The 12,325-nt window shown below is 56.9% G+C and carries 10 protein-coding genes; 8 read left to right on the top strand and 2 right to left on the bottom strand.

Going from position 1 to position 12,325, the window contains the following annotated elements; translation table 11 throughout:
- Positions 1 to 541 precede the first annotated feature (541 nt).
- The 5 genes from FHS09_RS13315 (at position 542) to FHS09_RS23405 (ending at position 5,729) form a co-directional block, all read left to right on the top strand.
- Positions 542 to 751, top strand: coding sequence for a hypothetical protein (locus FHS09_RS13315; RefSeq protein ID WP_183460934.1), 210 nt, complete (start codon positions 542 to 544; stop codon positions 749 to 751).
- 181 nt (positions 752 to 932) lie between these two features.
- Entirely contained in the window at positions 933 to 2,093 is a 1,161-nt protein-coding gene (locus tag FHS09_RS13310; protein WP_183460695.1) for a glycosyltransferase family 92 protein, read from the top strand.
- Positions 2,094 to 2,185: 92 nt separating this feature from the next.
- Positions 2,186 to 3,145 (top strand): sulfotransferase family protein, encoded by a 960-nt coding sequence (locus FHS09_RS13305; RefSeq protein WP_183460693.1) that lies wholly within the window; start codon positions 2,186 to 2,188, stop codon positions 3,143 to 3,145.
- A 68-nt stretch (positions 3,146 to 3,213) separates the two neighbouring features.
- Positions 3,214 to 5,466: a glycosyltransferase gene (locus tag FHS09_RS13300; protein WP_183460692.1), complete on the top strand. Its 2,253-nt coding sequence runs from the start codon at positions 3,214 to 3,216 to the stop codon at positions 5,464 to 5,466.
- Between the two features lie 161 nt (positions 5,467 to 5,627).
- A complete protein-coding gene (locus FHS09_RS23405) occupies positions 5,628 to 5,729 on the top strand; it encodes a hypothetical protein (protein ID WP_425487775.1) in 102 nt (33 codons plus the stop codon).
- A 206-nt stretch (positions 5,730 to 5,935) separates the two neighbouring features.
- Here the strand turns inward: FHS09_RS23405 and FHS09_RS13290 are convergent, their stop codons facing one another.
- A complete protein-coding gene (locus tag FHS09_RS13290) occupies positions 5,936 to 7,207 on the bottom strand; it encodes a type II toxin-antitoxin system HipA family toxin (protein WP_183460690.1) in 1,272 nt (423 codons plus the stop codon).
- On the bottom strand, positions 7,197 to 7,535 hold the full coding sequence (locus FHS09_RS13285; RefSeq protein ID WP_183460688.1) for a helix-turn-helix domain-containing protein: 339 nt from the start codon (positions 7,533 to 7,535) through the stop codon (positions 7,197 to 7,199). The genes FHS09_RS13290 and FHS09_RS13285 overlap by 11 nt, the downstream gene beginning before the upstream one ends.
- Positions 7,536 to 8,925: 1,390 nt before the next feature.
- On the opposite strand from FHS09_RS13285, the gene FHS09_RS13280 reads away from it, so the two are divergent.
- Genes FHS09_RS13280 through FHS09_RS13270 form a run of 3 tightly spaced genes read left to right on the top strand, consistent with a single transcriptional unit; the run spans position 8,926 to position 12,218 of the window.
- Positions 8,926 to 9,255, top strand: coding sequence for a winged helix-turn-helix domain-containing protein (locus FHS09_RS13280; protein ID WP_183460686.1), 330 nt, complete (start codon positions 8,926 to 8,928; stop codon positions 9,253 to 9,255).
- Positions 9,256 to 9,303: 48 nt separating this feature from the next.
- The gene (locus FHS09_RS13275; protein WP_343057484.1) at positions 9,304 to 10,197 is read left to right on the top strand and encodes a glycosyltransferase family protein; all 894 of its coding nucleotides are present in this window, start codon (positions 9,304 to 9,306) and stop codon (positions 10,195 to 10,197) included.
- A complete protein-coding gene (locus FHS09_RS13270; RefSeq protein ID WP_183460682.1) occupies positions 10,188 to 12,218 on the top strand; it encodes a capsular polysaccharide biosynthesis protein in 2,031 nt (676 codons plus the stop codon). The genes FHS09_RS13275 and FHS09_RS13270 overlap by 10 nt, the downstream gene beginning before the upstream one ends.
- The last annotated feature ends 107 nt before the right edge of the window (positions 12,219 to 12,325 follow it).

Raw genomic sequence — 12,325 nt, 5'->3', positions numbered from 1 at the left:
AGAGGCGTGTCGAATTGGAGGTGCTTGCATTAAAGCTATGGTTGCTAGTTGACCTCGATTTTTGAAATATGTGGAGCCAAGATGGATCTGGCGGGGTCGGGCCTTAGTGCGCCGAGCGAAGCTCAGGCGCAGAGGAGAAAGATGGGGTCAAGAAAGATGGGGTCATTCAAGAAAGATGGGGTCACAAGAAAGATGGGGTCACAAGAAAGATGGGGTCAAAGATGCAGCAAGATGGGGTCATGCAGCAAGATGGGGTCAGCAGCAAGATGGGGTCAAGCAGCAAGATGGGGTCAAGTCTAGCAGCAAGATGGGGTCAAGTCTAGCAGCAAGATGGGGTCAAGTCTTAGCAGCAAGATGGGGTCAAGTCTTGACAATTGACACTATTGCCAAATTGCCTGGCTCAGGAAGCTCTCATTAGGGACAGGCTTCTTTCAGAAGCGTCGCGTGCTGTGTCAATATTTATAAGTTTTGGATTGTTCAAAACAAATCATATTCTAAAAACTGAGCGGTTGTATTTGTGATTTTCGCTAAATGTTTCAGGATGGTTAAATCCCGAGTCGTCAAAATTTTAAAGTCACGCCGAACCGGCGACGGACTGAAAAGCGACGACCGCGAGCGGGTCAGGCAGCTCTTCGATCAGGACTACTACCTGAAACACAACGAAGACGTCGGCGCCGCCGGCGTGGACCCATTCGGCCACTACCTGAACTACGGCTGGCGCGAGGGGCGGGACCCTTCGCTACTTCGCTAACGGGGTCGGGCCTAGTCAATCCTTACATTTTGCAAAGCTTCAATGCTAAGAATCATTTTCCTGTATAGAATGCCACCGGTATTTCTATTGAAAAGAACTTAGCAAGCTGAGGAGGGCGGGCCTTACATTTCACATGTTATGCGTAATTTTTAGCGTTGATAATTAGAGTAAGTATGCTGTAATGACAAAAGGTTCTAGTGTAATTTTTCCTCAATTCACGGTTGGCCTCGCAGCTATCGTTAAGAACGAGATCGATTATATCCTTGAGTGGATATCTTATCATCAAAATATGGGTGTCGATAAATTCTATATTGCCGACAATTGCAGCGACGACGGCACGTCGCAAGTGTTGGAAGCTTTACATAATGCCGGCGTAATCACCCGTATTTATTTTCCTCGAGTCGGCGATACCGGACCGCAGGCGCCGGCATATAATCAAATACTCCGGGATTACGGTCCCGATGTGGATCTGCTGGCATTTATCGATATCGACGAATTTATATTCTCAACTAACGGAAAGTCGCTAAAGGAAAATTTGACACCTTTCTATCAAAATCCCGAGGCGGGCGCCTTGGCGTTGAACTGGCGCAATTTCGGTTCCTCTGGACATGTGTTTAAAGAGGAGGGGCCCGTTATTGAGCGCTTTATCCGCTGCTCGCGGAAGGAGCATAAGTTCAACAAACATATCAAGACCATCCTGAAGCCTTCCATGGTGGCGCGCATGAATATCCATGAGTGCTCGCTAAAGGAGGGGCGCTACTATTCCGCCAACATGCAGCCGGCCGGTTTCGAGAACGGTGAAGCCTTCGAGCCGCGGACGGCCGAAGTCAGCTACGAGGCGCTGCGCATCAACCACTATGTGGTCAAGTCACGGCAGGAGCATTTCCTGAATAAGGACAGGAAGGGCTCGGGTGCCGGTAGTGCCAGTCGGCGAAAGGGGCAGGCCTACTTCCAGGGGCACGACCTGAACGACGAGGTCGATGAGGGTATGTTGCCTTATGTATCCGCGGTGAAGGCGCGTATTCAGGAGCTGAAGAACCTGCTGGTACATGATTCGCCCTATATGTCGTTCGGTCAGGGCCATGTGACCATCAGGGGGAATATTGTTTCCGGCTGGGCCGTGTCGGAGTTTACGGGCAATCTCAAGATTCGGTTGTTGATCAATGGTGTTGAGCAGCTCGTGGATGTCGACCGGGAACGCCCGGATGTGATAGGCAAGAGAATATCTCAAAAGTTGGTGTGCGGCTTCTGGTACCAACATGACAGGGAGTTGACAGAAGAAGATAGGGTTTCCGCCACCATCTACGGCTCGAATGTGGAGTGCCAGGTCAATCGCGCATAGGGACTGTAATGGTAGTGCCTAATTTTAGCTCCGAACGATCGTGCAGCAGGGAGCAAGCAGCCGTTCCCCATCCACTGAAGATAGAGGTATCTGTGGATCCATTGTTATTTATTCATATTCCCAAGACTGCGGGAACCAGCTTCCGCTTTGGAGTGGATGCCGCTCTTGGAAAAGAGCGGGTCTGCCGGGATTACGGCCCCAGTTCGGTCGAGACCAGCGCAATCGTCAGGCAGTGGGTTCAGCCGAATGCAGATCTGTGGCGTTTCCGCTCCGCCTTCCGCGCGGAGGGCTATCTGTTCCTCACTGGGCATTTTCATGCGAGCCGCTACGCGGGGCTTTTCGGTGTGGAGCGCATGGTCACTTTTTTGCGGGACCCGGTACAGCGGATAGTTTCGGAGTATCAGCATCACCAGCGCAACTACGGCTACGGCGAGCCACTGGAGACCTTTTACCGCGACAAGTCCAATATCAATCGCCAGGGGCGCCTGCTTGCGGCGGTGCCCTGGGCCGGGCTCGGCTTTGTCGGGATCACCGAGCGCTACGCGGAATCCCTGCAGCAGTTCAACCGGAAGTTCGGCATGGCGGTGCCTTTTCTCGATGAAAACCAGGCTAGGGAGTCGATTGCGAAGCCCTACACCCTGACGGCGGAACAGCGGCATGAACTGGAATCGCTGAATGCGGACGATATCCGTCTGTACCGGGCCGCGTGTGCTCAACTGGACTGGCGCATCCGGCTGGCCGGGAGCGCGCCGGGCTACGTTTCCGGCGCCCTGATGCGCCAGGAACACGGGCGCCTGCTGGGCTGGGCGCGGGCCGAACAAGGCGACGAGCCGGTATCGGTGTGTTTCGCCGTGGACGGAGAGCCGTTCGCGGTGGTAAGTGCCCACGAATATCGGGGAGCCTTGCGGGAACGGAGTATCGGCCGGGGCGGATTTGTGGGTTTCAGCGTGAAGATCGTCGGCTTGTCTTCGGGTGCGCGAATCGAATGTACGGTTGCCGAAACCGGTCAGCCGCTGGTGGGGTCGCCGTGGGTACTGCGGGGGAAGGTTTGAGCCAGTTCGCAAAGAGGGTGGCGAGTAGGGCGTTTGCGCGCTTGGAGAGTGGCGGTATAGTGAAACTTGTGAAGCAGTTATTTCGTCTGGAACTGACGAACAGGCTTGCGCCGCTGGGCGATCTTGAGGCCTGCGGTGATTCTGGGTCTGCTTTCACTTGGCGCTCTTCCGGGATTGATCCCCGCTTCCGGGTGCGGAGGAAACGCTTCCTGCCCGGCTGGTATATGCTGGAACTCAAGCTGCGCCACACGGAATCCAGCGCTGACGCCCGCTTGTACTTTGATACGGGGGCAGGCCTCAATGAGGCGCAGAGTGTGTTTCTACCGGTAAGGTCTAATCGTGTCAGTAAACGTCTTGTCTATTTCCCCAGAACTGTGAAATGGCTGCGGTTCGATCCCATGGAATCCGCCGGCCAATTTACGGTGGAGCATTTTCACCTGGTTCGGTTGGCTCCGTGGTTTGCCCTGGATCGCCTGGCTCAGCGGTTGGCAAATATGCACGCGCAGTTCCGGGGGCTGAAAAAGCGGGAGGTGATCGACGGGCTGAAGGCCCGAGCTGTAAACGGTGACGGTAGCTGGCGCGAGCTGGCTCTGCGGCATTATAACGAAACTTTCAGCCGGCGACGCCAAGCCAGGGATTACCAGCACTGGATCAAGTACGAGGAACCACTACATATCCCGGACCCGAATTCTCTGGATGCAGTATTTCAAGCCGGTGACGGACCCCTGATTTCTATCCTATTGCCCACTTTCAATACAGATATAAAACTGCTACGCGACTGCATTGAGTCGGTGATAGCACAGACCTACCCGAACTGGCAGCTGTGCATCGCGGATGACTGTTCTTCCGATCCCCAGTTGCGGGAGTGGCTACTTGATTACCAGGCCCGGGACTGCCGAATTTCACTGGTCCTGCGGGAGAAGAACGGACATATTTCGGCTGCCAGTAACAGTGCCCTGGCAGTGGCGTGTGGGGATTTTGTCGCCCTGCTGGATCACGATGACACCTTGGTCCCCTACTCGCTGCAGTGTGTTTGCGAAGCAATCGCCACCAGCCCGGATGTTGGTCTTATCTACAGCGATGAGGACAAGATCGATGAGCAGGGGGAGCGCTTTGACTCGCATTTCAAGCCGGCATGGAACCCGGACCTGCTGCTTTCGCAGAACTATATCTGTCATCTGACTGTGCTGCGCACGGAGCTCGTGCGGAAGGTCGGGGGATTCCGGGAAGGGTACGAAGGCAGCCAGGATCACGACCTACTGTTGCGGTGCTTGCCATATCTCGATGCCCGGAAAGTGGTTCATATTCCCAAAGTGCTGTATCACTGGCGGGCGATAGCCGGCTCTACTGCGCAGGATTCTGGTCAGAAGTCGTACACAGAGTCCACGGGGTTGGCCGCGGTAAGCGATTATGTTGCGCAAGCTTGTCCGGGGGCAGTCGCTGTGGCCGGTGTTTTGCCCAATACATATCGTGTGTGCTATCCCTTTCCTGAGCCCAGGCCTCTTGTCAGCCTGCTGGTTCCGACGCGGAACGGTTATGAAATCCTCAAGCCTTGTGTTGACGCCATCCTTGAGAAGACGGATTACCCGAATTTTGAGTTGTTGATTCTCGATAACCAGAGCAATTGCTCGGAAACACTGCGGTATATGGAGGAGGTTTGCGCAGATCCCCGAGTCAGGGTTTGCCGCTGGGACCATCCGTTTAATTATTCGTCTATCAACAACTATGGCGCCGGGCTGGCAAGAGGCGAGATCCTGGGGCTGGTCAATAACGATATTGAGCCGGTCAACAGCGACTGGCTATCGGAGATGGTGAGCCACGCCTGCCGCCCGGAAATCGGCTGCGTGGGAGCCAAGCTCTACTATCCCGACGACACTGTTCAGCACGGCGGCGTTATTCTCGGCATCGGCGGTGTGGCCGGGCATTCCCACAAGTATTTCAACCGCAGCGACTACGGCTATTTTTCCCGCCTGCACCTGGTCCAGAACCTGTCGGCGGTCACCGGGGCCTGCCTATTGCTACGCAAGGCAATTTTCGAGGAGGTGGGAGGTCTGGACGAGGAAAATCTGCCGGTGGCCTTCAACGACGTGGATCTGTGCCTGAAAGTGCGCGACGCGGGCTACCGCAATCTGTGGACACCCTATGCGGAACTCTACCACCATGAGTCGGTTTCCCGCGGTGCCGACAATACCATGGCAAAACGCAAGCGTGCCCAACGCGAAGCGGAATATATGCGCAGGCGCTGGGGTGACTTGCTGGATACAGACCCGGCCTATAATCCCAACCTGACGCTGGTGCATGAGGATTTTTCGTTAGCGTAATTTGGCGGGTTTTGGATTTCTGCAGGTACGAAATATGTCCAAATCCTCAGCGGGAACAACCGAAGCGCCGGGTAAAAATGTTCTAGCCAAATCCGGCCTGAACAAATCCATTCTCGATCAGGGCTGGTTCGAGTTCCGCCGCCAATGGTTATCTCATCGCCGTGCCGCCGCGGAACACGAGTCGGACCTGTCCGGAGTGCGGCCACGTATCGGCGGATAGCCGCCGAACACAGGAGCGGTTTGCCTGTGTTGAATACGGCTGAGAGGAAAACGCTGATCTGGTCGGTGCGATTAACATTTTAAGGGCGGGACACGCCCGGTTAGCTGTGAAGTGAGCGGTGTGGTAATGCCGCCAGTAGCACGAACCCACCGAAGCGACTCAGCACTGGTTCAACACCACGCCGGAGCGCCGTAGGAATCCCCTTCCTTTCCGCCTAATGGGCGGCGAGCTTCAGCGAGGGGGAGGATGTCAATGAATTGAAAATGGGTTCAGGAACTGACGCCCCCAGAAAAGTTTTCTGTCAACTTCACTCAGTTCAGCTTCCTCGCAGACACTGTCCCAATGCTGCTGGATGGCCTCTGTCAGGTGGGCGAAGATGCTGTGGGCTTCGTCCTGGGAAAGCAGGAAGTTGCTGGCGGTCTCGAGACAGGTTTTGAGCTGGCTGAGGTTGTTGTTGCCCGATATCAGCATGGCCTGGGAAGCCTCGTTGCCGGTGCGCCCCTGTGGACAAATGTCATAGGCGGGCGTCAGGGTCAGTTCCTTGCCATTCCAGAAGGCCGCATGGTTGCGGGCGTGGTCGTCGGTGTTGCCGCAGAGAATATTGAAGACAAGCCGGGAGAACAGCTCCTTCAGCGTGTCTTTTGGATCGGTAAAACGGTGGCGGACTATCTCGGCCAGTGTTTCATAGCTGGCGTATCGCGCCATCATGTCGTCCAGGCCGAGCAACGTCAGTGCCGAGACCATTACCTTGCGCGACCAGCCACCATCCTTTGGCTCGCGATCAAAGCGCTCGATAAGCAGTACATCTTTATTGGCGGCTTTGACCAGATTCACTGGTGCCACATTGAGTCCGGCAAGTTGCGCCAGTCGCATGGCGATAAATTCAGCCTTAACCACGCTGTAGAGATCAGTGCTGGACGAGAACTTGGCAACATATTTCTTGCCCTGATCCTGGACTAGGGCTTTCGGCCGCGCGCCCCCAATGGAGCTGCCGCGAAACAACGCCTGATCCAGCTCGGGAGTGAGGGGCATGCCCTTCTCCACACGCTCGGCAGATTCCAACAACTCTTCCAGGCCAACGTTGTTTGCGATGCGCGGTACATATTCGCTGGGTGAATGCTGAAAATCGAGGGCACCAATGCGATCGGAACCGGATTCCAGTAGATAGGTCAGTTCGTCCAGTTCGGCTGTATCCGTATCAGCGCCCTTGAGTCCCAGCTTTTGGTTGATGATCACTCGCCGTCCCCAGGCATCGGGCCCGGCGTCCCGGATACAGCCAGGCATGGTCAACCCTTCCGGCAGAGGCAGGACTCCGGGCTGCAACGGCAACTCGGGTTCGTAAATTGGAATTGCGGGCGGTTGATCGCCGATTCGCCCCAGGTAGCTCTTACCGTAATTGAACAGGACATTGCCGTTTTCTGCTTCCAGCCGTCCGGCCACAACCGGATCGGTTTCGCCCGGCAGCCAGATCCAGACGAAGGCCTCCCTGTTGTGATTAAAAGTGTTGCGGTTAGAAGTCATCGCGCACCGCCTTGGATTTCTTGCGGATGGACTTGGGCAAGAGTGTCAACTTGTCCCTGGCCTCTCTCAGGTGTTTGGAGAGCCTGGTTTCATCAGCATCAAAGAGTTTGACCCCGACAATGGTGGCCACTTCGAATACAACGCCGATCTCGCATTTGAGATTGCCTTTTTCGATGCGTTGCATCAGCCCTCTGGAAATGCCCGCGCGGTCGGCCACTTCTTGTGCGGTCAACTTGCGCTCTTTTCGCGCCTCACGGATCAGTGCGCCGAGCAGAGCGGTGGCGTCGCGGCTATAGCGGGAGTAGGTGCGGGTAATTGACTTTGGCATCGTGTTAAAAGAAGTGATCTATATATAGACCACAAAGGTACTTTATGGTCTTTCCATAGGTCAACGTAGTAGGTTCCAGTATCTCAGTCAAGTTTTAAATGATCTATATATAGATCACTAGACTGTCTTGCGGGCTATATATGGATCATCCATATTGGCGGGGAGTGGGCTTTTGTTACGTCCTTTCGGCGGAGGCCTGTTGATCGCTTGCGGAACCGACTCTACTCCCAGACTTTGCGCCATCGCTGAAACTCCGATGGCTTTAGCCGGTATCGGGCGATATTGCCTTCGTGCAGGCTCATGAGTTCGGTTTCCGTCACTTCTATATAGCGCGGTTGATCCTTTGTCAGTATGTCACTGTATGCGCGTCGCTTGATGCAGTCGAGAGCCTGTTCATTCTGTTTCGCACAATTGTTGCTACAACTCCTGCGATGACGGATCGGTACCTTTTGTGGCGTATTTCAATAAATGCGCCACTATACTGCGGTTTTAGTGGCGTATTTATCTTGATTTCGTCCCGGTTGATTTGGCGCAACCCGGTGACTGGGGTGCGGACCTCCCGGATTCCACCAGTGCGGGGTGCGGCGTTCCTTGGGAAGGCCTGCAGATATTGCCCTCCTTTCTTTGTGCCGCTGGCGAATTCGCACATGGCCCGCATCCTCTCGGGCAGCTCTTCCGCTGGAGGTGGGCTGTGCAGTATCTGTGAGTCGGTGTCGTCCCAAACGGCGACACGCTCGCCTCCCTGATTTTGGAGGGGCGGCTGCCGGCGATGCAGTTCGTTCCAGTGGAAGTACTTCGATGAAGGGGGAGGGGGTGTTAACAGGAGTTCGAACAACCGATTGGAAACTTGCCCGGGTGGAATTATCAAATTGATACCAATTGATAATTGGCTGATGGTTGGGCCTGAGGCATGGGTAGCTAAGCTGGTACCTGGATCGAGCCGTGCAGTGTTTTCTGTGGGTAACTACTCACCCACAGGGAACCCGCACCGGTTTAAGGGAGCCACCTTGTCGGAGCCTGCTTGCAGGCGACCAAATCGCCTGGAGCGATTTGGCGCAGCGAAGTTGCCCGAAGGGCGGAGCACAGGGATGTGCTCGGTAAATGGCTACGGAGCTCTGTTCTTGTTCGCCTGCAAGCAGGCTCCTACAGGGCGGTGACTAGTTATTTCTGTGTTTTCTGAAGAGAGGCGGCGGTTAGCCGAGATTGGCGGGCCTGCGGCCCGTATGCGGAGCTGGAGCTCCGCGGTCCCGGGGACGCGACCATGGGCCTGCTAACGGGCGCAAAGACCAGGGCAGAAAGATAGCCGGCGCAGAGCTGGGTTTGGTGCCTCTTGGTTGAGGTGGTTGGTTGACCTAAAATGGCGGTCATATAACCGCCATTGGAGGTCGGTATGCTTGAAGCGCTGGTTGGTTCTGGGGGGGCGGAGCGGACTCTGTTGTTCCTTGAAGCCAGGGAGGCTGGCTACGCCCGGGAGATTTGCGAGCTGTACGGTATCAGCCTGAGTGTTGTGCAAAAGCATCTCCAGCGGATGGAGGCCGGTGGCCTGCTGGTGAGTGATCTGGTAGGGCGTACGCGCGTGTTTCGGTTTAATCCCCGATTCCCGTTTCTTAAGGAGACCAGGGCGCTGTTGCGTGCGGCATTGAATAACCTGCCAGAGCCGCTACGTGAGCAACTGCTGATGAATCGCAGGCGTCCGAGGCGGACCGGTAAGCCGTTGTGAATAAATTGGGAGTGCGTATTTTTGGTTGCGGGTAAACGGTGCTTTATTGTGGAGGAAGGGCCCAATCCTTCCACCGATTACTTTGTTGTTCCTTTCCTGCGGGAGGCCGGGGTTAAACCCGTGCGCTGCACTTTTTCACAGCTGCCGCCGGTGGGGGAGCTACAGGGCGCCGCGGTAATTTTCGTGCGCTATGTGCCCGCGGCCTGGAAGGCCCTGATCGACGGGCAAAAGACCGGTGAGCCTGCCGTCTATTTTTTTATGGACGACGATCTGTTCGATTGGCGGTCCTTCTCGAATATGCCGCTGCGCTATCAGTTTAAGATTTTGCGCTACAGCCATTCGAAACAGAACTGGCTGAAATCAGTCGGCGCGCAACTGCTGGTTTCCACACCCTACCTGCAACAGAAATATGTCCAGTGGCAGCCGCAGCTGTTGGCTCCACGGCCGCTGCCACAGCAAGAGTCGCCGCTGCTGACGGTGTTCTATCACGGCTCTGCCTCCCACGGCGCCGACTTGCGCTGGCTGCGCCCGGTAATCGAAGAGGTTCTGGCGCGGGACGAAAACCTGGCGTTCGAGGTAATTGGAAATAAGTCGGTCAACCGCCTGTTCCAAGGTTTGCCGCGGGTGCATGTATTGCACCCGATGAAATGGCCAGCCTACCAAGCACTGATTCGCCGCCCCGGCCGCGCCATCGGTCTGGCGCCACTGCTGGATTCACCATTTAACCGTGCGCGGTCGCACACCAAGTTTCTGGATATCACCCGGGCCGGTGCGGTCGGTGTCTATGCGCAGAGCCCGGTTTACAGCGGTGTCGTCCAGCACGAGAAAAATGGTCTGCTGGTGCCGATGGAGGGGCGGACGTGGGTGGAGGCGATCTTGCGCCTGGCCGGTGACGAGGCCTTGCGCACTCGTTTGCTGGAAGGTGCCCGCGCATGTCTGTAATCGGGCACTGTGTGATCGGCTATTGTTCCCCGGGTATCCGCCGCCTCAAGCATCTCGATGCCCTGCTCGAAGCCTCCTGCCAATTTGTTTTCCGCGGCCCCGATGCGACAGTCACACATATCGCCGGCTGGGGACTGAAACCCACCACGAAAAAGGCCCGCCGGCTGGCGGCGGACAAAGGCCTGCCCTATATCAGTATCGAGGACGGCTTTCTGCGCTCGCTCGGCCTGGGCGTGACGGGCTCGCCGCTGCACAGCCTGGTGGTGGATTATTCCGGTATTTACTACGATGCCACGCGCCCCAGCGATCTGGAGTCGCTGATAGCCGATGCGCCCTTCGACGAAGCCGAGCTCGAGCGCGCGCGCCACTGCATGGCACTGCTGCGCAAATACCGCCTGTGCAAATACAACCACGCGCCGGATGAACCGTACACCTGGCCGGATTCGCGCCCGCGTGTGCTGGTGGTGGATCAGACCTTTGGCGATGCCTCGGTGGTTTTTGGCGGTGCGGATCAGCAGCGTTTTGTCGAAATGCTGGAGTGCGCGGTTCGCGAGCATCCCGGGGCGGAGGTTTGCGTCAAGATTCACCCGGATGTGATTGCGGGGAAAAAGCGCGGTTATCTGCTGGAGGCCGCCAGGCAAAGGGGCTGCCGAATCCTCGCGGAGGATATTTCGCCATGGGCGCTGCTCGACGCGGTGGACGAGGTCTATGTGGTTACCAGCCAGCTGGGATTCGAGGCGCTGCTGGCCGGCAGGCGGGTGCATTGCTTTGGTTTGCCATTTTATGCCGGCTGGGGGCTGACCCATGACCGTTTGCACTGTGAGCGCCGCGGCTTCGAGCGCTCCCTGGAGCAGGTTTTTGCCGCGGCCTATTTGCGTTATTGCCGCTATATCAATCCCTACACTGGCCGGCGCTGTCAGTTGGAAGACACCATTTACCTGATTGGCGATCAGAGGCGGCTGCACAAGCGCTTTAGTGGCAATTGGGCCGGGGCCGGGTTTTCGGCCTGGAAGCGCAGTTTTGTGCCTGCATTTCTCGGCTGGCCGGAATCCATGCGCTTTATCGCCGCAAAATCCGCGCGCTTGCGTGGAGTTGCCGCAGGTACCAGGGTTGTGGCCTGGGCGAGCAGCCTGCGAGCGAATTTTGCCGAGGCCTGCCGCGATGCCGGGCTGGAACTCTGGCATATGGAGGACGGTTTTCTGCGCTCTGTCGGCCTGGGTGTGGATCTGGTAACGCCGCTGTCACTGGTGTTGGACAGGCGAGGTATCTATTACGATGCGGCCAGGGCCAGTGATCTTGAAGCGATCCTCAGGGAAACGCAGTTCGACGAGGACTTGCTGCAGCGGGCGCGCAAGATCAGGGCGCAGTTGGTTGAGCAGCGGCTGAGTAAATACAATGTGGGCTCCTGCGGTGCCCCGTCGCTCGATCTGCCCGCGGATAGAAAAGTCATACTGGTGCCGGGGCAGGTGGAGACGGATGCATCCATCGCCAGGGGCTCGCCGCGATACAAGACCAATCTCGAGTTGCTGCGCGAGGTGCGGCGTTCGAATCCCGATGCCTTTATCGTTTACAAGCCCCACCCGGACGTAGTCGGAGGCGGGCGCTTTGGCGCCGTGGGGGAGGCGGATTCGGCCCGCTTGTTCGATGCGATGGTCTCGGATGTATCCATCGCCGAACTGCTGGACAGGGTGCACGAGGTGCATACCCTCTGTTCGCTGGCCGGCTTCGAGGCGTTGCTGCGCGGTGTGAAAGTGGCGACCTATGGCCTGCCGTTTTATGCGGGCTGGGGACTGACGCAGGATCGCCTGGACTGCCCGCGCCGCCAGCGGCGGCTGAGTCTCGATCAACTGGTCGCCGGCGCGTTGATTTTGTATCCGCTCTATATAGACCCGCACAGCGGCGACCATGTGAATGCGGAAACGGCGGTGGAGCTGCTGGCCGATGCGCGCGATAGGCGGCGGGGGACCGGCTTGGGGACCAGGCTGTACCGGTTGTTCCGCAACCGGTTCTTAAGAAAGTAGGAATTTCCTGTAGGAGCGGCCCATGGCCGCTATCGGGCTTCGGGTATTCCCCCTTCATTGATCGCGGCCATGGGCCGCTCCTACAGACACTTTTAATTCGGGGAAGA

The sequence above is a fragment of the Microbulbifer rhizosphaerae genome (genome assembly GCF_014191725.1).
Classification (GTDB): domain Bacteria; phylum Pseudomonadota; class Gammaproteobacteria; order Pseudomonadales; family Cellvibrionaceae; genus Microbulbifer; species Microbulbifer rhizosphaerae.
Note: the sequence above shows the minus strand (reverse complement) of the source record. Positions and strands in the feature narration are given on the sequence as shown.

Coding starts and splice junctions, on each gene's coding strand:
- FHS09_RS13315 (WP_183460934.1), top strand. CDS start 542: ATGGTTAAATCCCGAGTCGTCAAAATTTTAAAGTCACGCCGAACCGGC.
- FHS09_RS13310 (WP_183460695.1), top strand. CDS start 933: ATGACAAAAGGTTCTAGTGTAATTTTTCCTCAATTCACGGTTGGCCTC.
- FHS09_RS13290 (WP_183460690.1), bottom strand. CDS start 7,207: ATGACTTCTAACCGCAACACTTTTAATCACAACAGGGAGGCCTTCGTC.
- FHS09_RS13285 (WP_183460688.1), bottom strand. CDS start 7,535: ATGCCAAAGTCAATTACCCGCACCTACTCCCGCTATAGCCGCGACGCC.
- FHS09_RS13280 (WP_183460686.1), top strand. CDS start 8,926: ATGCTTGAAGCGCTGGTTGGTTCTGGGGGGGCGGAGCGGACTCTGTTG.
- FHS09_RS13270 (WP_183460682.1), top strand. CDS start 10,188: ATGTCTGTAATCGGGCACTGTGTGATCGGCTATTGTTCCCCGGGTATC.